20 protein-coding genes are annotated in these 18549 nt (G+C 67.6%); 11 read left to right on the top strand and 9 right to left on the bottom strand.

Annotated elements, in window-relative coordinates:
• Position 1: 1 nt before the first annotated feature.
• Positions 2-760 (top strand): trehalose-phosphatase, encoded by a 759-nt coding sequence (gene otsB, locus G6N38_RS13765; RefSeq protein WP_163748243.1) that lies wholly within the window; start codon positions 2-4, stop codon positions 758-760.
• Here the strand turns inward: otsB and G6N38_RS13760 are convergent.
• On the bottom strand, positions 757-1857 hold the full coding sequence (locus tag G6N38_RS13760) for an Rv3575c family transcriptional regulator (protein ID WP_163748225.1): 1101 nt from the start codon (positions 1855-1857) through the stop codon (positions 757-759). The genes otsB and G6N38_RS13760 overlap by 4 nt on opposite strands.
• A gap of 109 nt (positions 1858-1966) precedes the next feature.
• Here G6N38_RS13760 and G6N38_RS13755 point away from each other — a divergent pair, with 109 nt between their 5' ends.
• The 6 genes from G6N38_RS13755 to G6N38_RS13730 all read left to right on the top strand — a co-directional run bounded on the left by G6N38_RS13755 (position 1967) and on the right by G6N38_RS13730 (position 7620).
• Positions 1967-2884 (top strand): metal ABC transporter solute-binding protein, Zn/Mn family, encoded by a 918-nt coding sequence (locus tag G6N38_RS13755; RefSeq protein ID WP_163748222.1) that lies wholly within the window; start codon positions 1967-1969, stop codon positions 2882-2884.
• Between the two features lie 9 nt (positions 2885-2893).
• On the top strand, positions 2894-3709 hold the full coding sequence (locus G6N38_RS13750; RefSeq protein ID WP_163748220.1) for a metal ABC transporter ATP-binding protein: 816 nt from the start codon (positions 2894-2896) through the stop codon (positions 3707-3709).
• Positions 3702-4568: a metal ABC transporter permease gene (locus G6N38_RS13745; protein WP_163748217.1), complete on the top strand. Its 867-nt coding sequence runs from the start codon at positions 3702-3704 to the stop codon at positions 4566-4568. The genes G6N38_RS13750 and G6N38_RS13745 overlap by 8 nt, the downstream gene beginning before the upstream one ends.
• 127 nt (positions 4569-4695) lie before the next feature.
• Positions 4696-5454 carry a LamB/YcsF family protein gene (locus G6N38_RS13740; protein WP_163748214.1) on the top strand — a complete coding sequence of 253 codons (759 nt, stop codon included), beginning with the start codon at positions 4696-4698 and terminating at the stop codon, positions 5452-5454.
• Positions 5454-6374 (top strand): MBL fold metallo-hydrolase, encoded by a 921-nt coding sequence (locus G6N38_RS13735; RefSeq protein WP_163748211.1) that lies wholly within the window; start codon positions 5454-5456, stop codon positions 6372-6374. Before G6N38_RS13740 ends, G6N38_RS13735 begins: the two co-directional genes overlap by 1 nt.
• Before the next feature lie 7 nt (positions 6375-6381).
• The gene (locus G6N38_RS13730) at positions 6382-7620 is read left to right on the top strand and encodes an SLC13 family permease (RefSeq protein ID WP_246227903.1); all 1239 of its coding nucleotides are present in this window, start codon (positions 6382-6384) and stop codon (positions 7618-7620) included.
• Between the two features lie 9 nt (positions 7621-7629).
• Here the strand turns inward: G6N38_RS13730 and rlmB are convergent, their stop codons facing one another.
• From rlmB to carD, 5 genes are read right to left on the bottom strand one after another with little or no spacing between them, the layout of a single operon-like run.
• Positions 7630-8571, bottom strand: coding sequence for a 23S rRNA (guanosine(2251)-2'-O)-methyltransferase RlmB (rlmB, locus tag G6N38_RS13725; protein ID WP_163748206.1), 942 nt, complete (start codon positions 8569-8571; stop codon positions 7630-7632).
• Positions 8572-9978 carry a cysteine--tRNA ligase gene (cysS, locus tag G6N38_RS13720; protein ID WP_163748203.1) on the bottom strand — a complete coding sequence of 469 codons (1407 nt, stop codon included), beginning with the start codon at positions 9976-9978 and terminating at the stop codon, positions 8572-8574.
• 19 nt (positions 9979-9997) lie between these two features.
• Positions 9998-10498, bottom strand: coding sequence for a 2-C-methyl-D-erythritol 2,4-cyclodiphosphate synthase (ispF, locus tag G6N38_RS13715; RefSeq protein ID WP_163748200.1), 501 nt, complete (start codon positions 10496-10498; stop codon positions 9998-10000).
• Positions 10495-11169, bottom strand: a complete 675-nt coding sequence (gene ispD / locus G6N38_RS13710; RefSeq protein ID WP_407662989.1) for a 2-C-methyl-D-erythritol 4-phosphate cytidylyltransferase — start codon at positions 11167-11169, stop codon at positions 10495-10497. The genes ispF and ispD overlap by 4 nt, the downstream gene beginning before the upstream one ends.
• 5 nt (positions 11170-11174) lie before the next feature.
• Positions 11175-11663, bottom strand: a complete 489-nt coding sequence (gene carD / locus G6N38_RS13705) for an RNA polymerase-binding transcription factor CarD (RefSeq protein WP_108052422.1) — start codon at positions 11661-11663, stop codon at positions 11175-11177.
• Between the two features lie 294 nt (positions 11664-11957).
• Here carD and G6N38_RS13700 point away from each other — a divergent pair, with 294 nt between their 5' ends.
• The 3 genes from G6N38_RS13700 (at position 11958) to disA (ending at position 15132) form a co-directional block, all read left to right on the top strand.
• Positions 11958-12512 carry a copper chaperone PCu(A)C domain-containing protein gene (locus tag G6N38_RS13700; protein ID WP_163748193.1) on the top strand — a complete coding sequence of 185 codons (555 nt, stop codon included), beginning with the start codon at positions 11958-11960 and terminating at the stop codon, positions 12510-12512.
• 68 nt (positions 12513-12580) lie between these two features.
• Positions 12581-14029 (top strand): DNA repair protein RadA, encoded by a 1449-nt coding sequence (radA, locus tag G6N38_RS13695; protein ID WP_163748190.1) that lies wholly within the window; start codon positions 12581-12583, stop codon positions 14027-14029.
• Positions 14030-14031: 2 nt separating this feature from the next.
• A complete protein-coding gene (gene disA / locus G6N38_RS13690; RefSeq protein ID WP_179968563.1) occupies positions 14032-15132 on the top strand; it encodes a DNA integrity scanning diadenylate cyclase DisA in 1101 nt (366 codons plus the stop codon).
• 40 nt (positions 15133-15172) lie between these two features.
• Here disA and G6N38_RS13685 read toward each other — a convergent pair whose 3' ends face one another.
• Both G6N38_RS13685 and G6N38_RS13680 read right to left on the bottom strand, forming a co-directional pair.
• Positions 15173-15958, bottom strand: coding sequence for a hypothetical protein (locus tag G6N38_RS13685; protein WP_163748185.1), 786 nt, complete (start codon positions 15956-15958; stop codon positions 15173-15175).
• An 80-nt stretch (positions 15959-16038) separates the two neighbouring features.
• Positions 16039-16656: a carbonic anhydrase gene (locus G6N38_RS13680; RefSeq protein ID WP_163748181.1), complete on the bottom strand. Its 618-nt coding sequence runs from the start codon at positions 16654-16656 to the stop codon at positions 16039-16041.
• 37 nt (positions 16657-16693) lie between these two features.
• On the opposite strand from G6N38_RS13680, the gene G6N38_RS13675 reads away from it, so the two are divergent.
• A complete protein-coding gene (locus G6N38_RS13675; RefSeq protein ID WP_163748179.1) occupies positions 16694-17587 on the top strand; it encodes an iron-sulfur binding domain-containing protein in 894 nt (297 codons plus the stop codon).
• Here the strand turns inward: G6N38_RS13675 and G6N38_RS13670 are convergent.
• Entirely contained in the window at positions 17584-18543 is a 960-nt protein-coding gene (locus G6N38_RS13670; protein WP_163748176.1) for a GlxA family transcriptional regulator, read from the bottom strand. The genes G6N38_RS13675 and G6N38_RS13670 overlap by 4 nt on opposite strands.
• Positions 18544-18549: the final 6 nt, after the last annotated feature.

The raw sequence follows: 18549 nt of genomic DNA, 5'->3' as shown, positions 1-18549 counted from the left end.
CGTGCCTGGCTTCGGTGAGGATCTGCACCGCGCGCTGACCGACGTCACCCGCGTCCCGCGACTGCTGGTGGCCTCCGACTTCGACGGCACCATCGCGCCGATCGTGTCCGTCCCGGCCGACGCCAGGCCGATTCCGGCCGCCGCCGAGGCTTTGGCCGCGCTCGCGACGTTGCCGTCGACCAGTGCGGCGCTGATCTCAGGGCGGGCGCTGCGCGATCTGCGGGTGCTGTCCGGCGCACCTGCCGACGTGCACCTGGTCGGCAGCCACGGCTCGGAGTTCGACGCCGGCTTCCTTGAGGCGATCGACGAACAGGCCAAGGCACTGCTGGCGGAGCTCGAGCAGACGATGACCGCACTGACCGCGCGATATCCGGGCGCGACAGTCGAGATCAAACCGGTCAGTGTGGCATTCCACGTCCGCAACGCGGCCCCTGAGCACGCCAAGCAGGCGCTCGATGATGCACTGAATGCGGTGCGGGACTGGGATATTCACGTCACCGAAGGCAAGGCGGTCCGCGAATTCGCGGTCATCGACACCGACAAGGGCGAGGCGTTGGAACAGCTACGCCAATCGAGCGACGCCAGCGCGGTGGTGTTCTTCGGCGACGACGTCACCGACGAGAAGGCGTTCGCCCGGCTGACCGATACCGATATCGGCGTGAAGGTCGGGCCGGGTCAGACCCTCGCGCGCTACCGCGTCGACTCCCCCGACGACGTTGCCACCGCGCTGCGGGTTCTACTGCACGCCAGACGGGGTTAGGCCGGCGGGCCTGCCGTGCGCCCGCGCACCAGTTCGGTGGGCAGCACGTCGATGACCGGCAGGCCATCGCGCGGTGGGCTGTGCAGCAGCCGACCGGCGCGCTTCCCTTTCTCCAGGCTGGGTTGCGACACCGTCGTCAAGCCCCGGCTCAGCGCCTCGGGAATCCCGTCGAACCCCGTGACCGTCATCTGGCCTGGCACATAAATACCATGTGCTCGTAGGTAATCCATCGCCGAGATGGCCAGCACGTCGGCGGTGCACATCAATGCGGTGATCCGCGGATTGGTCTGCAGAGCCAACTCAGCGGCCACCCCGCCGGAGGCAGGTCGGTGCTCATAACTCTCGACGATCGTCAGGGTTTCCGGATCCAGCCCGGCACCGGTCATCGCGTCCCGCACGCCGGCGATCCGCTCGCTCTGTGCGTGAAAGTTAGAACTTTGCAGACGTTCTGCGGTCACCACGCCGGCTGTCTGATCGCCCACGCGCCGTTCGGTCCCCAGACGCATGGTCAGCAGGCCGATCTCGTGGTGCCCCAGACCGATGACGTAATCAGCGAGTTCCCTTGTGGCAGCGCGGTCGTCGATGCATACCCGGGACGCACCCGGCACATCCTCGGGCTGGTCGACCACGACGATCGGTACATGGCGCTGCAGCACGGTTTGCAGGTAGGGGTCATCGTCAGACGCGGCATACACCACGAATCCGTCGACTCCCGCACCCAGCACCGCATTCGTTCCGTCCGACAAGCTCCGGTCCGGTCCGGCCGCCACCAATAGCAGGCCCTGGCCGACTTCCTCGCACGACTCAGCAAGTCCGGCAACGAAATTCAGCGCTGCCGGATCACTGAACGCGTACGTCAACGGCTCGGTGATCACCAACCCGACCGCACCGGCCCTGCGCGTGCGCAGTGAGCGGGCCACCGGATCGGGGCCGGCGTACCCCAGCCGCTTGGCGGTGGCGAGCACCCGCTCTCGCAAATCGGCCGACAACTGATCCGGGCGGTTGTAGGCGTTCGAGATCGTGGTCCGCGAAACCTTGAGCTCGGCGGCCAATGAGGCCAGGGTCGCCCGCCGCCGCGGCGCGGGACTTCGGGACATGCAACGTGAGGCTAGCGCATCGACTTGCGTTCGACGGGTACTGATGACATAGAGTTATTGGAAACGGTTTTCATTTGTATTAGGTCACCTGAGTTGAAGAGGAGAGATCGTGCGTACTGCTGCGATCCGGACGGTCATCGGTGTGTCGGTGCTGGCGCTGACGGCGGGACTCACCGCCTGCGGTGGCGACAAGTCGCCCGGGGGTACACAAGGCCAAACCCCGACCGTGGTGGCCTCCACCGACGTCTGGGGCAGCGTCGCGCAAGCCGTCGCCGGTGACCACGCCAAGGTGACCTCAATCATCACCAGCGCCTCAGCCGACCCGCACTCCTTCGAAGCCAGCCCCGCGAACGCGGCGGCCATCGCCGACGCGTCGCTGGTCGTCTTCAACGGCGGTGGTTACGACCATTGGGTCGACGACGTCCTGGCCAGCCACCAAGGGGTGGCCTCGGTCGACGCCTACTCCCTGCTGCAGGCGCCCCCCGGCGAATCGCAGCCGGCCAATGAACACGTCTTCTACGACCTGGACACCGCTAAGGCCGTGGCCGCCAAGATCGCCGACAAACTGGCCCAGGACGACCCTGCACACGCCGCGGACTTCCACACGAACGCCGAGACGTTCAATCGCAACGCCGACGCCATCGCCCAGACCGAGAAGGCCATCCGCACCAGCCATCCTGGCGCCGCCGTGGTTGCCACCGAGCCCGTCGCCCACTACCTGCTGGTGGCAGCCGGTCTGACAGACAAGACACCGGCGGGGTTCGCCAGCGCCGCCGAACAGGACACCGACCCCGCCCCCGTCGACGTGGCCGCGATGCTGGACCTCATCAAGGCCCGGCAAGTCGCCGCGGTGGTCTTCAACGAACAGACCGTCACCGAAGTGACCAAGCAGGTCCAGGCGGCCGCCCAGAGCGCCGGAATCCCGGTCGTCGGCGTCACCGAGACACTGCCCGAGGGCGAGGACTATCTGGCCTGGCAGCGCGATACCGCCGACCGGTTGACCGTCGCACTCCAGCAGAACCGATAATCACTGCTTGTGGGTGCCGACGAGATCGTGTGTTTGTCGAGTGCCCGGCTCGCCTTCGGGGACCGGGTCCTGTGGGACCACCTCGACCTGAAGGTGGCCCCCGGTGAGTTCATCGCCATCCTCGGCCCCAACGGAACCGGTAAAACGTCCCTGTTCAAGGTGCTGCTCGGGCAGCTGCCGCTGAGTGCGGGCACCGCCACCATCGAGGGCCGCCCGATCGAGGCGGGCAGCGAGCGTATCGGCTACGTGCCCCAGCATCGATCGGTCGACCGGGGGCTGAGCCTGCGCGGCCGCGACCTCGTGCGCCTCGGCGTGGATGGCCATCACTGGGGCATCGCGCCGCTGACCCGAAAAGAGCGGAATCGCCGCCGCGAGATCGTCGAGCGGGCGCTGGCTCAGGTGCGGGCAACCAAGCTGGCCAAAGTCCCGATCGGCGTGATGTCGGGCGGCGAGTTGCAGCGCCTGCGCATCGCCCAGGCACTGGCCAGCGATCCGTCGTTGCTGCTGTGCGACGAACCGCTGCTCAACCTCGATCCGGCCAGCGCCCGGTTGGTCGCCCAGCTGATCGACCGGCGCCGCCAAGCAGGCACGGCGGTGATGTTCGTGACGCACGAGATCAATCCGGTGGTGCCATACGTCGACCGGGTGCTCTACCTGGTCAACGGGCGATTCCGGATCGGCACCGTCGCTGAGGTGATGACCTCGGAGACCCTGTCGGAGCTCTACCAGGCCGACATCCAGGTGGTGCAGGTCGGCGATCGCTACGTGGTGGTCGGCGAGCACCTCGACCACTCCGGCCACCCCTATGGACACACCCATGAATGACCGATTCGCCCACCTGCTGGATCATCTGTTCGCCTTCGACATCACCGCCGATCTGCTGGGGCGGGGGTTCGTGCAGCAGGCCCTGATCGCGGCCGCACTACTGGCCCTGGTGGCCGGGCTGATCGGGCCGTTCATCGTGATGCGTCAGATGTCGTTCGCCGTCCACGGCTCCAGCGAGTTGTCGCTGACCGGCGCGGCGTTCGCCCTGCTGGCCGGGTTCAACGTCGGGCTCGGCGGGCTGGTCGGCAGCGCGCTGGCCGCGGTCCTGTTCGGCATCCTGGGCCAGCGGGCCCGGGAACGTGATTCGGCGATCGGCGTCGTGCTGGCATTTGGGCTGGGCTTGGCCGTGCTGTTCATCCACCTGTATCCGGGCCGCGCCGGCACCAGCTTCGCCCTGCTGACCGGTCAGATCGTCGGCGTCGGCTATTCGGGACTGGCGCTGCTGGTGGCGGTGACGGTGCTGGTGACCGGCGTCCTGGCCGTCAGTTATCGGCCGCTGCTGTTCGCCACCGCCGACCCGGAAGTGGCCGCCGCGCGCGGGGTTCCGGTGCGGGCGCTGGGCATCGTGTTCGCGGCGCTGGTCGGCGTGGTGGCCGCACAGGGCGTACAGATCGTGGGGGCGCTGCTGGTGATGTCGCTGCTCATCACCCCGGCCGCCGCGGCGGCCCGGGTGTTCAGTTCACCGGTCGCGGTGATCGCGGCGTCGGTGGTCTTCGCCGAGTTGTCCGCGGTGCTCGGCATCGTGCTCTCACTGGCACCCGGGGTGCCGGTGTCGGTGTTCGTCACGACGATCTCGTTCGTGATCTATCTGGTGTGTTGGGCCGTCAGCCGCCGCCACCACGACCCCGCCGCCGCCTAGGCTGGACCGCTCGCTCCTCCTCCGCCTCGTCCCTCGGCGGCATCGGTCGACTCGCCTAGGCTGGACCGCTCGCTCCTCCTCCGCCTCGTCCCTCGGCGGCATCGGTCGACTCGCCTAGGCTGGACGCGTGCCGTCAGTCGACTTGAACGCAGACCTGGGCGAAGGCTTCGGGGTGTGGGAACTCGGTGACGACACCGCCATGCTCGACATCGTGACCAGCGCCAACCTGGCCTGCGGATTCCACGCCGGAGATCCCGCTGGCCTGGCACGCACCTCCCGAGCCGCCGCCGAGCGCGGTGTGCGCATCGGCGCTCAGGTGAGCTACCGCGACCTCGCCGGGTTCGGCCGCCGCTTCATCGATGTCGCGCCGGCCGAGTTGACCGCCGAGGTGATCTACCAGATCGGTGCGCTACAGGCCCTGGCCCGCGTCGCCGGATCCGACGTCGGCTACGTCAAACCCCATGGCGCGCTGTACAACACTGTCGTCACCCACCGCGAGCAAGCCCGCGCGGTCGCTGAGGCGGTGCATGCCGTCGACCCCGGTCTGCCGGTGCTGAACCTGGCCGGTTCGGTGTTCTTCGAAGAAGCCCAACGACTGGGATTACGCACCGTCGCCGAGGCGTTCGCCGACCGCGCCTATCGCCCGGACGGGACGCTGGTGCCCCGCCACGAAGCAGGAGCCGTGCTGCGCGACCCCGAGCAGATCGCCGAGCGGGTGGGCCGGATGGTGCAGAGCGGACAGGTACCGGCGGTCGACGGATCGAGCATTGACGTTCGAGTGGAATCGATTTGTGTACACGGAGATTCGCCGGGCGCGGTGGAGATCGCCACAGCGGTCCGCGACCGCTTGCTGCGAGACGGCATCGAACTGACGGCATTCGCCTGATGCGGCTCAAATTCGGCAGACCCGATATCGCCAACTACCGCAACCATTTCGATCTGCCCGACGCCGACCAGGACACTGCACTGTCGATCACCTGGCTCGGAGTATCGACACTGCTGGTCGACGACGGCACCTCGGCGCTGCTGACCGACGGCTTCTTCTCCCGCCCCACACTGCTCGACGTCGGGCTGCGGCGGTTGACCCCGTCGGAATCGCGCATCGACTACTGCCTGAACCGGGCCAAGATCAACCGGCTCGCCGCGGTGCTACCGGTGCACACCCATTACGACCACGCCATGGACTCTCCGCTTGTCGCCGCCCGCACCGGAGCGCGGCTGATCGGCGGCGAGTCGGCTGCCAACATCGCTCGCGGCCAAGGACTTTCGTCTGACCAGATCGTCGTCGTAACCTCGGGTGAGGAGCTGACGCTGGGGCCGTTCGGCGTGACGCTGATCGAATCGCACCACTGCCCGCCTGACCGCTTCCCCGGCTCGATCACCGCACCGGTCGTCCCCCCGGTGAAGGCCTCGGCATTCCGCTGTGGTGAGGCATGGTCGACGCTGATCCAGCACACCCCCAGTGATCGCCGGCTGTTGATCCAGGGCAGTGCGGGCTTCCTGCCCGGCGCCCTCGATGGCAGCCGGGCCGACATCGTCTACCTCGGCATCGGTCAGCTCGGTGTACAGCCGCAGGACTACATCGAGCACTACTGGGAGCAGACGGTGGCCGCCGTCGGCGCGCGCCAGGTGGTGCTCATCCACTGGGACGACTTCTTCCGCCCGCTCACCGAACCGATGGTTGCGCTGCCGTATGCGGGCGACGACCTCGACGTGTCGATGCGCGTGTTGTCGAGGCTGGGCGAGCGCGACGGGGTCGGCCTGCACCTGCCGACGGTGTGGCAACGCGCCGACCCGTGGATCTGATCGCCTCGTGCTAATCGTCGCTCTGGTCGCATTGGCGGTCGTGCTGGTCTCCGCGGTCGTCCGGCCAGCGGGCTGGTCGGAGGCGGTGATCGCCGTTCCGGCGGCCGCCGTGGTCGTCGGCGTCGGTGCGGTGTCCAACGCTGACGCGATTGCCGAAGTGACCCGGATGCTTCCGGTGGTCGGGTTCCTGGCCGCGGTGCTGGTGCTGGCCCGCCTCTGCGACGACGAGGGACTGTTCCAGGCGGCGGGCACATGGATGGCCCGGGGCAGCAACGGTAAACCGCGCCGCTTACTCGGTCAGGTGTTCCTGATCGCGGCCGCGACGACGGCGATCCTGAGTCTGGACGCGACGGTCGTGCTGCTGACCCCGGTGGTACTGGCCACCGCGCGGACGATGCGGGTGCCGGCCCGCCCGCATCTGTACGCCACCGCGCACCTGTCCAACTCCGCCTCGTTGCTGCTGCCGGTGTCCAACCTGACCAATCTTCTGGCGTTCAGCGCCGCCGGGCTGTCGTTCACCCGGTTCAGCGTGTTGATGGCCGCACCGTGGGTGGCCGCGGTCGCGGTCGAATACCTGGTGCTGCGACTGGTGTTTCGGCGCGACCTCACCGACGTGCGGGCCGAAACCCCGCCCCCGGCGGCGGAACGGCCGGTGTTCGTTCTCGTCGTGCTTGGGCTGACGCTGGTCGGGTTCGCGGTGACATCGTTCCTCGGATTGTCACCTGCGTGGGCAGCGCTGGCCGGTGCGGTGGTGCTCGGCGTGCGGTCATTGGTCCGGCGGCGCAGCACAATTGGCGTGATCACCCGCTCGCTGCACCTGCCGTTTCTGCTCTTCGTATTGGCGCTGGCCGTAGTCGTCAAGGCGGTGATGGTCAACGGCCTCGACCACGCCGCCGCGGACGTCTTGCCCGCCGGCGGCGGGCTGGCCGCCCTGCTCGGCATCGCGGCGGTGGCCGCACTGTTGTCCAACCTCGTCAACAATCTGCCCGCCGTGCTGGTGCTGCTTCCGCTGGTCGCCGGCTCCGGGCCGGCCGCGGTACTTGCGGTGCTGATCGGGGTCAACATCGGGCCGAACCTGACCTACGTCGGGTCACTGTCCAATTTGTTGTGGCGCCGAGTGCTGCTTGGGCAGGGTGAGCCGACCAGCGCGCGCGAATTCACCTGGCTGGGTGCGCTGACGGTTCCCGCCTGCCTGGTGGTTGCCGTAGTCGCGTTATGGGCCGGGGTCGAGCTGATCGGCGTATAGCCGGCGTGATCAGTGCCGGCGCTGGCGGGCGACTTCAGCCAGCACGACGCCGGCAGCCACCGACGCATTCAACGATTCGGTGGGTCCAGCCATCGGAATCGACAGCACCGCATCGCAATTCTGCCGCACCAGCCGCGAGAGCCCCTTGCCCTCCGAGCCGACGACGACCACCAGCGGCCCGGACGCGTCGAACTCGTCGATCGTGGTATCACCTTCGGCGTCGAGTCCGACGATCTGCAGACCAGCGTCGGCCCATTCCTTGAGCGTGCGATTCAGGTTGGTCGCGCGTGCTACCCGAACACGGGCAGCCGCGCCGGCACTGGTGCGCCACGCCACGGCCGTCACCGACGCCGAGCGCCGCTGCGGGATCAGTACACCGTGGCCGGCAAAGGCCGCCACCGACCGGATGATCGCGCCCAGATTGCGCGGGTCGGAGATGTTGTCCAACGCGACCAGCAACGCCGGCTCGATATCGGACGTGGCAGAGGCCAGCAGATCATCGGGATGGGCGTAGTCGTATGGCGGCACCTGCAGGGCGATGCCCTGGTGTAAACCGTTGGCGCTCAATCGGTCCAGGTCACTGCGCGGTACTTCGAGGATCGCGATGCCGCGGTCAGCGGCCAGCGTGACCGACTCGGTCATCCGCTCGTCGGCCTCGGCACCCAGCACCACGTACAACGCGTTGGCCGGGGCGTGCGCGCGCAGGCACTCCAGCACGGGGTTACGACCGAGGACCATCTCGGTCTCGTCGGTGGGCTTGCTGGGTTTACGCGCGTGCTTGGCGGCCAAGGCGGCGCGTCGGGCCGCCGGATGGTTGGTCCGCATGTGGGCCGGCGGGGTGGCGCCGCGGCCTTCCACGCCTCGCCTGCGTTGGCCACCGGAGCCGACTGTCGGGCCCTTCTTGGTGCCTTCCTTGCGGATTGCACCACGGCGCTTGGAGTTTCCAGCCATTTACTTGCTGCTTTCGTCGCGTAGCGCCCATTGTGGTCCGTCGGAGGTATCGGTGACCTCGACGCCGGCTTCCTTGAGCCGGTCACGGATCTCGTCCGCCAGAGCCCAGTCTCGAGTCTGGCGAGCCCCGTCGCGGCGGTTCAGCTCCGCACGCACCAGCACGTCCACGGCACCCAGTGCCGCCGACGTCTCGTCGCGGGTCTGCCAGCGCTCGTCGAGCGGATCGCAGCCGAGAATGCCCATCATGGAACGGATCTCGCCGGCCTTGGCCAGCGCCGTCTCGTGGTCACCCGACTCCAGTGCCCGGTTGCCGTCGGCGCGCGCCGCGTGCACCTCGGCCAGTGCGGCCGGCACGGCCAGGTCGTCGTCGAGTGCGGCGGCGAACTTCTCGGTCCAGGTGCTCGGCAGCACAGCTCCGACCCGAGTGCGCACCCGGTGCAGGAATTCCTCGATCCCGGTGTAGGCCTTCACCGCATCCTGCAGGGCGTTCTCGGAGAATTCCAGCATCGACCGGTAATGCGCGCTGCCCAGGTAATAGCGCAACTCGGCGGGCCGAACCCGTTGCAGCACCGCTGGTATCGACAGAACATTGCCCAGAGACTTGCTCATCTTCTCGCCACCCATGGTGACCCAGCCATTGTGCAGCCAGTACTGGGCAAAGCCGTCACCGGCGGCACGCGCCTGGGCGATCTCGTTCTCATGGTGCGGGAACACCAAATCCATTCCACCGCAGTGAATGTCGAAATCGGCACCGAGGTACTCGTGGGCCATCGCCACACATTCGGAGTGCCATCCCGGCCGGCCGCGCCCCCACGGCGTTGGCCAGGACGGCTCGCCGGGCTTGGCGCCTTTCCACAGGGTGAAGTCACGCTGGTCTCTCTTGCCGGTGCCTGCACCCTCACCCTGGTGTACGTCGTCGATCTTGTGCCCGGAAAGCTTGCCGTAGTCCGGGAAACTCAGGACGTCGAAGTAGACATCGCCGGATCCGGTGTAGGCATGGCCGTTGTCCACCAGGCGCTCGATCAAGTCGACGATCTGGGTGATGTGACCGGTCGCGCGGGGCTCCGCCGAAGGCGGCAGTACACCCAGTGCGTCGTAAGCCGCGCTGAACTCGCGCTCATGGGTCGCCGCCCACTCCCACCACGGCCGGCCGGCGTCCGCAGCCTTGGTGAGGATCTTGTCGTCGATGTCGGTGACGTTGCGGATAAATGCGACGTCGAACCCCTTGGCCATCAACCAGCGGCGCAGCACGTCGAAGGCGACGCCACTGCGCACATGGCCGATGTGCGGCAAGCCTTGCACCGTGGCACCGCAGAGATAGATCGAGGCGTGGCCGGGGCGCAGCGGCACGAATTCGCGCACGGCACCGCTGTAGGTGTCGTGGAGCCGCAGGCCGGTTGAGGTCACGACGCGCCAGCTTACCGGCCTATTCGGGGTTATTTGGCACCGAGGCTGATCCAGGGACTACCAATGCGGTGGCAATCGCCGCCATTCCCTCGCCGCGACCGGTCAACCCGAGACCATCAGTCGTGGTCGCCGACACCGATACCGGCGCGCCCAGCAGCTCGGAGAGCACGCGCTGAGCCTCTTCCCTGCGCGGGCCGACCTTCGGCCGGTTGGCGATGACCTGGACGGTCGCGTTGCCCACCGTGTAGTCGGCGGCAGCGAGCAGATCGCGGACGTGGTCCAGCATCTTCGCGCCGGTCGCGCCGCGCCACTGCGGCTGGTCCACCCCGAACACCGTCCCCAGGTCGCCCAGACCGGCGGCGGAGAGCAGCGCGTCGCACAGCGCATGGACCGCGACGTCGCCATCGGAGTGTCCTGAGCAGCCGTCGGCGCCGTCGAACAACAGGGCCAGCAGCCAGCACGGCCGGCCGGGCTCGATCGGATGGACGTCGGTACCCAGCCCGACACGAGGGATCATCATGCGTGCAGCAGAGCCAGCGCCAGCTGGAGATCCAGCGGCGTGGTGATCTTGAAGGCCATGGTGTCGCCGTCGACGGTGTACACCGGGGTGCCCAGGTACTCCACCAGGGAGGCGTCGTCGGTAACGGTGGCGCCGCCTGACCGTTCGTAGGCGCGGCGCAGCAGTGCGGTCTCGAATCCCTGCGGGGTCTGGACGGCGCGCAGACCTGATCGCTCGGGGGTGCCGAGCACCACGCCGTTGGCATCGACGGCTTTGATGGTGTCGGTGACCGGCAGCACGGGGATGACCGCACGCAGGCCATCCCGCAGGGCGGCGACCACCCGCTGGATCTGTTCGACGGGTGTCAGCGGCCGGGCAGCGTCGTGGACGAGAACGAATTCCGGATCCCCGATGGCGTCCAACGCACGACGCACGGTTTCCGGGCGCTCAGGGCCCCCCTCGACGACCGTCGCACGACCGTCGAGCATCAGTTTGGTTTCATCTACCCGATCGGCGGGAGCGGCGACGACCACGCGGTCGACGACGCCGGATCTCAGCAATCCGTCGACAGCGCGTTCGAGCATGGTTTGACCATCGAGATCCACGAATGCTTTCGGAATACCCGCACCCAGCCGTTCACCGGAACCGGCGGCCGTGACGACCGCGACCGTGTCCGACACCGAACCCCTCAGGGCAGTCAGGACGCGGCGGCGAGAACCTCATCGAGGATGATCTCGGCCTTGGCGTCATCAGTGTTCTCGGCCAGGGCGAGTTCGCCCACGAGGATCTGCCGAGCCTTGGCCAGCATGCGCTTCTCGCCAGCGGACAGACCGCGCTCCTGATCCCGGCGCCACAGGTCGCGGACAACCTCCGCGACCTTGTTGACGTCGCCGGATGCCAGTTTCTCGAGGTTGGCCTTGTAGCGGCGCGACCAGTTGGTCGGCTCCTCGGTGTGCGGGGCGCGCAAGACCTGGAAGACCTTGTCCAGGCCCTCCTGCCCGACAACGTCACGGACACCGACGTATTCGGCGTTTTCCGCTGGAACTCGAACGGTCAGGTCTCCCTGGGCGACCTTCAAGACGAGGTATTCTTTCTGTTCGCCCTTGATGGTCCGGGTTTCGATCGCTTCGATCAATGCAGCACCGTGGTGTGGATAGACAACGGTGTCTCCGACCTTGAAAATCATCAGTTTCGAGCCCCTTTCACACTGCAATGTTAGCACGGAGGCCGACAGCGCGCGGAACAACGATGCAGGTCAGGGGCACCATAGGTGAAGAGTGGGGGTTGACAGGGTGACGAAAGCGTGCAACACGCGGGCCTTTTTGGGCCCCCAGCACACCCCGTCCCGAGCCCTGTCACCGACTTCGGCCACCGCACCACGAACCCTCAGCTACCGCGCGGCGACGCTACCTACTACTGTGCATAGTCGAACCGCGGCGGCGCGCCTGCGCCGCCAACACAGGCCGAGCAGGAGGCTGTTGTGAACCGCTTGAAGAAGCGCCTCGTGGCTGCATCCGCTGGCCTTGCCGCCTGCGGCCTGATTCTGACGGGCTGTGGTTCGGGTCAGATCTCGCAGACCGCCGACCAAGAGTCGGCCGTCAACGGCTCCACTGCCAATGTCGCCAACATTGCCCTGCGCAATATCCATATCCAGGCAGTGCAGACCGGTGACGCCCTCAAGCCCGGTCGCACGGTCGAGTTGATCTTCGCGGCGGCAAACATCTCCCCGGACACCAACGACAAGCTGGTCAACATCAGCTCCGAGGTGGGCACGGTCGCGGTCACCGGCGCCACCGCCATTCCGGCGGGCGGCTCCCTGATCGTGGGCAGCGCCGACGGCCAGGCCGACGCCACTCCGCTGGGTAGCACGGAGCCGACCAAGGCCGAAGTAACGCTCAGCCAGCCGATCACCAACGGGCTGACTTACCAGTTCACGTTCGACTTCGAGAAGGCCGGCCAGACCACCGTCGCGGTGCCGATCTCGGCCGGCGGCGCAGAGCGACAAGACGGCGATCCCGTCGGCGGCCATCACTAGGCACTGACACGGCCGGTTTAACCCAGTTAATCCGCCGATCTGTCATACCCACCCGATAGCGTCACCGCGTGGCCAAGGCACGTTCGCAGTACCGCTGTTCAGAGTGCCGCCATGTCATGACCAAGTGGGTCGGCCGCTGCCCAGAGTGCGGGACCTGGGGAACCGTCGACGAGGTCGCCGGTTCGGCTAGCGCCGGCGGCGCAGCGCAGCGCACGGTGGTGCCGTCCTCACCCGCCGTACCGATCAGTTCCATCAATCCGGACCGCACCCGCCACTTCCCCACCGGAGTGGACGAGCTCGACCGGGTACTCGGCGGCGGGGTGGTGCCCGGCTCGGTGAGCCTGCTGGCCGGCGATCCCGGGGTCGGGAAGTCCACCTTGCTGCTCGAGGTGGTACACCGATGGGCGCAATCGGGACGCCGCGCGCTGTACGTGTCCGGTGAGGAGTCGGCCGGCCAGATCCGGATGCGCGCCGAACGCACCGGCTGCACCCACGACGAGGTGTTCCTGGCCGCCGAATCCGACATCGGGACAGTGCTCGGTCATATCGAGGCGGTGCAACCCAGCCTCGTGGTGGTCGACTCGGTGCAGACGATGACGGCCGGCGACACCGACGGTGTGGTGGGCGGGGTGACCCAGGTGCGGGCGGTGACGACGGCGCTGACCGCGGTGGCCAAGTCCACGTCAGTGGCGCTGGTGTTGGTCGGCCACGTCACCAAGGATGGCGCGATCGCCGGACCCCGTTCGCTGGAACACCTGGTGGACGTGGTCTTGCACTTCGAAGGCGACCGCAATACGAGTCTCCGGATGGTCCGCGGTGTCAAGAACCGGTTCGGCGCCTCCGACGAGGTCGGTTGTTTCCTGTTGCACGACAACGGTATTCAATGCGTCTCCGATCCTTCCGGGTTGTTCCTCGACGACCGCCCCAACCCAGTTCCCGGCACCGCGGTGACGGTGGCGCTAGACGGTAAGCGCCCACTGATCGGCGAGATCCAGGCCCTGCTGGCCTACCGCCCCGAGAACGCGCCGCAGCGGCGCGCGGTCAGCGGCGTGGACAGTTCACGCGCGGCGATGATCGCCGCCGTGCTCGAGCGCCGAGCGAACCTGAAAGTCAGCGCGACTGATATCTACCTGTCCACCGTCGGTGGGATGCGACTGATGGATCCGTCGTCGGATCTGGCGGTCGCGATGGCGATGGCGTCGGCCTATGCCGACCTTCCACTGCCCGCCACGACCGTGGTGATCGGCGAGGTGGGTCTAGCCGGTGATCTGCGACGGGTCACGGGTATGGACCGCAGGCTTGCCGAGGCGGCACGCCTTGGCTTCACCGAGGCCCTGGTGCCGGCCGGATGTGGCGCGGTACCCAAGGGCTTCAAAGCCATCGAGTCGGCCACCATCGGGGACGCGTTGCGCACGATGCTGACGATCGCCAAGCGGCCTTATGACAAGGTCGTGACGCAGCTTAGGCGGGAGGGGTCGAGTAACGACCTCGGCGACGTGGACAATAAGTGGCTGTGAGCATCGCCAACCGCAACGGCTCGGCCCAGCCGACTGGCGCCACGCTGCGCGAGACGATCGGGCGGCTAGCGCCGGGCACCGCCCTGCGCGATGGCTTGGAGCGGATCCTGCGCGGTCGCACCGGCGCGCTCATCCTGCTCGGCTACGACGAGCGGGTCGAAGCGATCTGCGACGGTGGGTTTTCGCTGGACGTGCGGTTCGCCCCGACCCGGCTGCGTGAGCTGTCCAAGATGGATGGCGCCGTCGTGCTGTCCACCGACGGCAGCCGGATCGTGCGGGCCAACGTACAGCTGGTCCCGGATCCGACCATCCCCACCGACGAATCCGGAACCCGGCACCGCTCAGCCGAGCGCGCCGCGATCCAGACCGGCTACCCGGTGGTCTCGGTCAGCCACTCGATGAACATCGTCACCGTCTATGTGTCCGGGGAGCGTCACGTCGTCGCCGACTCGGCCACCATCCTGTCGCGAGCCAACCAGGCGATCGCGACGCTGGAACGCTACAAGGCCCGCCTCGACGAGGTGTCCCGGCAGCTGTCCACCGCCGAGATCGAGGACTTCGTCACCCTGCGTGACGTCATGACGGTGGTGCAGCGGCTGGAGATGGTGCGCCGCATCGGACTCGAAATCGATTATGACGCAGTCGAACTCGGGACTGACGGTCGGCAGTTGCGACTGCAGCTCGAGGAGTTGCTCGGCGGCAACGACACAGCTCGCGAGCTGATCATGCGCGACTATCACGCCAACCCCGACCCGCCGTCCAAGTCTCAGGTGGCCTCGACGCTGGCCGAACTGGACTCGCTGTCGGACACCGAGCTGCTGGACTTCACCGCGCTGTCGCGGGTGTTCGGGTACCCCTCGACTGCTGATGCGCAGGACTCCGCGCTGAGTGCGCGTGGCTATCGGGCGATGGCCGGCATCCCACGTTTGCAGTTCGCCCATGTCGATCTTCTGGTGCGGCGCTTCGGCTCGCTACAGGGCTTGCTGGCCGCCAGCGCCACCGACCTGCAGTCCGTCGAGGGCATCGGTGCCATGTGGGCACGGCACGTTCGCGAGGGTTTGTCGCAGCTGGCCGAGTCGACGATCGCCGATCGCCTGGTCTAACGCACTGAAGGCGAACTCAACGTGACAGGCGTGGAGCTGTCTACCCGGCGGGAGCGGGTGGCGGCGCCTCGCCAGGAGCCCCAGCAGGCGGCTGCTCACCGGCAGCCGGCGCGGCACCGGGTGCGGGCGCGTCGGCGAGGATGAACGGCACCGTCGCCGACCGCAGATTGCCCAACTGAACCATCAGGTTGTAGGTGCCCGGACCGATCGGCTGGCGCGGAAGCGGGCATTGCGGTGCCGAGCCCATCCCGGTCCAAGTGACCTCGGTGGTCACCTGCTCGCCCGGGTTGAAGGTCTTGACCAGCGTCTCGTTGGACGGCGCGCAGTCCAGGTTGGACCAGAGCCGGTGGCCGTCCAGCGAGTAGACGTAGGCGGCCAGCACGGCCGCGCCCACGTCACGCTTGCAGGCCACCAAGCCGATATTGGTCACGACCATGGTGAACTTCGGCTGATCGCCGATGACGTACTGCGGCTGGTTGGTGATGCCCTTGACCGCCAGGTTGGAATCCGGGCAGTCATCGCCTTCCTTGAGAACCGGCGGCGGCATGACGGCCTCGGTCGGAGTTGCCATCGGCGCGGCCACGACCGGGCCAGCGGCCGGGGCCGGCGGCGCGACGACGGGAGTCTTGTTCTCCGGCTGAGGATTTTGCGACCCCGCCGCGGTGGTGGTCTTGACGGTGCTCTTCGAGTCGGAGCCACCGCTGAAGATCACGAAGGCAATTCCGACAACGATGGCAGCGACCACAGCGACGATGCCGATCGCAAGGCCACGGCGTCGCCAATAGATTTGCGAGGGTAGAGGTCCACGCGGTTCGAGATCCAGCACGTTCTCACGGTAAGCCCAGGTCACCGCGAGTTGTCCGACCCCGCCCGGCGTGTCGCCTTGTTCGCTAGCTGAAAAAGTGGTTATTCGCCGATATCGCCGAGGTGATCACGCAGCGCAACCTTGCCGTCGGCCAGGTGATACGTGAGCCCGACGATCGCCAGACTCCCGGCCGCGACCCGCTCGGCGATGAGGACGGACCGGCCCAGCAGCTGGGTTCCGGTCTCGATCACATGGCGGGCCTCGAACTCGTCGACGCGGGTCAGCCCGTCGCGGCGGCCCAGCAGAATCGACGGCGTGACGCGCTCGACCAGATCACGGATATAGCCGCCCGGCACCGCCCCCTCGTCGAGAGCGGACAGGGTTGCTTTCACCGCGCCACAGCTGTCGTGTCCGAGTACGGCGATCAACGGCACGTTGAGCACGCCGACCGCGTACTCGATCGAGCCGAGCACAGCGGAGTCGATGACATGACCCGCGGTGCGCACCACGAACATGTCACCGAGGCCCTGGTCGAAGATGATCTCCGCGGCAACACGGCTGTCGGCGCAACCGAAGACGACGGCCGTCGGGCGCTGCTCACCAGCCAGCCTCGCCCGGTCCTCGATGCCCTGGCTCGGATGCTCGGGCCGGCCGGCGACGAATCGCTCGTTACCCTCCTTGAGTGCCTTCCAAGCGGTTACGGGACTGGTGTTCGGCATGGTCCACATTCTGCACTCTCTTTCACCGCAAAACGATATGAGTTCCATTTGTGCTGAGCTCGTCGACTGGTATGAGCGCGAACGCCGCGACCTGCCGTGGCGTGAGCCCGATGTGACGGCGTGGCAGATCCTGGTCAGCGAGTTCATGCTGCAGCAAACCCCGGTCGCCCGGGTCGCACCGATCTGGCTGGACTGGGTGGCGCGCTGGCCGACACCGTCGGCGACGGCCGCCGCAAGCGCTGCCGACGTGCTGCGGGCGTGGGGCAAGCTGGGCTACCCGCGCCGGGCCAAGCGGCTGCACGAATGCGCCATCGCGATCGCCACCGAACACGACGACCGGGTGCCCGACGACGTCGACGTCCTGCTGACCCTGCCAGGAGTCGGCGCCTACACCGCCCGCGCCGTCGCCTGCTTCGCCTATGGACAGAGCGTGCCCGTGGTGGATACCAACGTGCGCCGGGTGGTCGCCCGCGCGGTGCACGGACTGGCCGAGGCCGGCAATCCGTCCGCCGTCCGTGACCTCGCCGACGTGGCCGCACTGTTGCCCAATGATCAAACAGCTCCGGTGTTTTCCGCTGCACTGATGGAACTCGGCGCGACTGTGTGCACGGCTCGGTCGCCCAAATGCGGCGTCTGCCCGCTCAGCGTCTGCGCATGGCGGGCGGCTGGATACCCACCAGCCACCACCGCGCCGCGCCCGTCGCAACGCTATGCGGGTACCGATCGGCAGGTGCGCGGGCGACTGCTCGACGTACTGCGGGGCAGTTCTTCGCCCGTCCTGCGGGAACAGCTCGATGTGGTCTGGCTGACCGACACCGCGCAGCGGGACCGCGCACTGGACTCGCTGCTGGTGGACGGGCTGGTGGAGCAGACGGCCGACGGCCGGTTCGCGCTTGCAGGCGAAGGCGACAATGCAGGGCCCGCCGATTAGGCCGAACGAGCGAAGCGGCGCCGGTAGTCCGACGGCGTGACGCCGACGATCCGGCGGAAATGGTGCCGTAGCAGCGTGGCGGTGCCGAAACCGGCCCGCTCGGCGATGCGGTCGACATCCAGATCGGTTTCCTCGAGCATCCGGCGGGCGTAGAGCACCCGCTGATCGGTGACCCACTGCATCGGTGTGGTGCCGGCCTCTTCGACGAAGCGCCGGGCGAATGTGCGCGCTGACATGTTGGCCCGCCGGGCCATGCTGGCCACCGTATGCGGCTTGTCGAGATTGGACAGTATCCAATCCAGTTGTGGAGCAAAGCCTTCCGAACATCGCACTGGTATCGGTTGCTCGATGTACTGGCGCTGACCGCCGTCGCGTTGCGGCGGCACCACCATCCGCCGCGCGATGATGTTGGTGACCGTGCTGCCGAGTTCCCGGCGGACGAGATGCAGGCTGGCGTCGATGCCGGCTGCGGTGCCCGCGCTGGTGACCAGATCACCGTCGTCCACGAACAGCACATTGCGGTCGATGATCGCGGTCGGGTAGCGGCGGGCGAGTTCGTCGGCATGCATCCAGTGCGTGGTGCACCGTCGACCGTCGAGCAACCCCGCCTCCCCCGCGACGAAGGCGCCCGAACAGACGGTCAGGATCGTCGACCCGGCGGCATGGGCGGCCCGCAGCGCTGCCAGCGCCTCGGGCGGGTACGCCTCGACCGGGCCCGTCACCGCCGATACCGCCACCACATCAGCGCCCACCAGGGCATCCAGGCCGTGATCGGGCACCAGCTGGGCCCCGACGCTCGTACGCAGCGGTTTGCCCGGCTGCGGTCCGCAGACCTTGAAATCGAAGTTGGGTACGCCGTCCGCGGATCTGTCGATGCCGAAGACCTCGCAGATCACCCCGAACTCGAACACCGCGAGACCTTCGAGCACCAGTGCCGAGACACTCTTCAAGGTCATGGCAGA

Origin of the sequence: Mycolicibacterium helvum (assembly GCF_010731895.1) — a bacterium.
Lineage (GTDB): Bacteria > Actinomycetota > Actinomycetes > Mycobacteriales > Mycobacteriaceae > Mycobacterium > Mycobacterium helvum.
This window is presented reverse-complemented; position numbering and strand designations above follow the sequence as displayed.

Bases quoted from the DNA above. Each gene is read 5' to 3' on its own strand.
- G6N38_RS13745 (WP_163748217.1), top strand. From the start codon at position 3,702: ATGAATGACCGATTCGCCCACCTGCTGGATCATCTGTTCGCCTTCGAC.
- G6N38_RS13670 (WP_163748176.1), bottom strand. From the start codon at position 18,543: ATGACCTTGAAGAGTGTCTCGGCACTGGTGCTCGAAGGTCTCGCGGTG.
- G6N38_RS13675 (WP_163748179.1), top strand. From the start codon at position 16,694: ATGAGTTCCATTTGTGCTGAGCTCGTCGACTGGTATGAGCGCGAACGC.
- carD (WP_108052422.1), bottom strand. From the start codon at position 11,663: ATGATTTTCAAGGTCGGAGACACCGTTGTCTATCCACACCACGGTGCT.
- G6N38_RS13735 (WP_163748211.1), top strand. From the start codon at position 5,454: ATGCGGCTCAAATTCGGCAGACCCGATATCGCCAACTACCGCAACCAT.
- ispF (WP_163748200.1), bottom strand. From the start codon at position 10,498: ATGATGATCCCTCGTGTCGGGCTGGGTACCGACGTCCATCCGATCGAG.
- G6N38_RS13760 (WP_163748225.1), bottom strand. From the start codon at position 1,857: ATGTCCCGAAGTCCCGCGCCGCGGCGGCGGGCGACCCTGGCCTCATTG.
- G6N38_RS13680 (WP_163748181.1), bottom strand. From the start codon at position 16,656: ATGCCGAACACCAGTCCCGTAACCGCTTGGAAGGCACTCAAGGAGGGT.
- rlmB (WP_163748206.1), bottom strand. From the start codon at position 8,571: ATGGCTGGAAACTCCAAGCGCCGTGGTGCAATCCGCAAGGAAGGCACC.